Source organism: Microvirga sp. P4_G7 (assembly GCF_056401005.1).
Genome location: NZ_JBFUKD010000681.1, coordinates 1 through 1,914 on the forward strand (window position 1 = coordinate 1; position 1,914 = coordinate 1,914).

2 protein-coding genes are annotated in these 1,914 nt (G+C 61.4%); both read right to left on the bottom strand.

Features of this window, described 5'->3' with window-relative positions:
* Positions 1–3: 3 nt before the first annotated feature.
* The gene (locus tag AC1DT3_RS19475; protein WP_477466864.1) at positions 4–216 is read right to left on the bottom strand and encodes an alkylphosphonate utilization protein; all 213 of its coding nucleotides are present in this window, start codon (positions 214–216) and stop codon (positions 4–6) included.
* Between the two features lie 164 nt (positions 217–380).
* Positions 381–1,634, bottom strand: coding sequence for a L,D-transpeptidase family protein (locus AC1DT3_RS19480; protein ID WP_477466865.1), 1,254 nt, complete (start codon positions 1,632–1,634; stop codon positions 381–383).
* Positions 1,635–1,914 lie beyond the last annotated feature (280 nt).

A 1,914-nucleotide genomic window follows, 5' to 3' on the forward strand; every position in this document is an offset into this window, starting at 1 on the left:
GATTCAAGCCTTCTTCAAGAACGCTGTCTTGAGCACGAGGTTCTTCACCTTTTCGGCGCGACACTCCACCTCGTCCGGGTCGTCGGTCAGGTGGATGCCTTTGATCAGCGTACCGCGTTTCAGCGTTACCGACGTTCCCTTGACCTTCAGGTCCTTGATGAGCGTGACGGAGTCGCCTTCGTTGAGCGTGGCGCCGTTGCTGTCTTTGACGATCATTGCGTCGGGTCCCGGAATGGTGAGGTCGTGCGACGCCCCTCGTCGGTCATCGCTTCGCAAAAGGCAAGGCCGACAGGCGAAACATCGGACATGGGACGTCTCAATACAAAACAAAACGGCCCGCCTGGTGTGGACGGGCCGTTTCGACGATCCTGCGTTCAGGATCAATTCTGCAAAAACATCTCTTCGTCCGGCTCGGTGGGCACACGGCTGGCGACTGGGATCGACGCGCCGAGGCCATCGCGGTTGTAGATGTCGTCTCGGAACTGCACGAGGCCGTCCGGCGTCGCCCAGGCGGTGATGTAGGTCCAGTAGATGTTGACCGGGCTGGCGATCCGCGCGTCGGTGCGCGAACCGGMCTTGAACGTGGCGTCGATCTGCTCGCGGCTCCAGCCGGGCGTATCCTTCAAAAGCCACTCGATGTAGTCGCGCACGTTCTGGACGCGAACGCAGCCGGACGAGACAAACCGGAAATCGTCGCCGAACACGCCCTTGGACGGGGTGTCGTGCATATACACGCCGTGCGGGTTCGGAATGTTGATGCGCACGAAGCCCATCGAGTTCAACTCGCCGCCCGGGTCCTGCCGGAAACGGTAGCGCGTCGCCTCGTCCGAGAACCAGTTGACTTGGCTCGGGCTCAGTTCTTGCCCGGCACCGTTGAAGATGCGGATCTTGTTGTCGGTGAGATAGTTCGGCTCCTTCTGCATCTTGGGGATCAGATCCTTGCGGATGATCGACGCCGGGACGGTCCAGAAGGGATTGAAATTGATCTCGACGACCTTGGAATTCATGATCGGCGACTGACGGTCGATCTTGCCGACGCCGGCCGCATGCCGGGTATGGACGACCCCAGCTTCGACGGTCTCGACGAGGGCCGCTGGAATATTCACGCTGACGAAACGATTGCCGAGGCTGCCCGCATACGTCCGGAGCCGGACAAGGTTGATCTCGAGCTGACGCATGCGAACATCCGCCGGGACGTTCATGGCCGTCAGCGTGACCGCGTTCATGGCACCGGTCGAGCTCAGGCCGTGGCGCGCTTGAAAACGCCGCACGCCAGCCTCGACATACGAATCGTAGACCGATGATTCGCCTGCCGTGGGATCCAGGTCTCCGGTGACGATGAGGCGCTGACGCAAGGCGACCACCTCATTGCCCTTGCTGCCGACGCGAAGCCGTTCGGCTCCCCGCACCGGCTGCCATCCGCCGCGAGAGGCGATGTCACGGTAGCGCTGGATCATCTCTTCCGTGGCCGCAAGCGTGTCCGGCGACAGCATCGGTGTCGACGTCCGCTGAACGCGGGTGCGGGAAACGGCCTCGTAATTCTGCGACCATTCCGCCTGGTTTTGAGCCAGGGCAACAGTCGGAGCAATAGCGAGAGCGATTGATCCAGTCAGGAGAAGGCGGCGAGACAGCATAGGCGCAGGCTTTCGGGTCATAACCAAGCGGAAGGTGCGGGAGGCATCGATCCTCGCGTTCCCTCGGAAAATGCCGGGAGACGATTAAGGAACGGTATCGAAAGTGAAGAACATAGGGGCGGCATTGTGGCAAAACACGATCCTGTGTGACCGTGGCGCCCTCAAATGCGGCTCCAAACAGGGTTGCGTCGGCAGTGTGTGCTTTCGACAACAGTTCCGGAACGCCACTCAGGTGCCCGCCTCCAGCACCTGCGGGCGCAACAAAAAGGCGGCCCCAGGG

What these genes read in the sequence shown, in the direction of transcription:
- AC1DT3_RS19475 (WP_477466864.1), bottom strand. Translation starts at nt 216, where the DNA reads ATGATCGTCAAAGACAGCAACGGCGCCACGCTCAACGAAGGCGACTCC.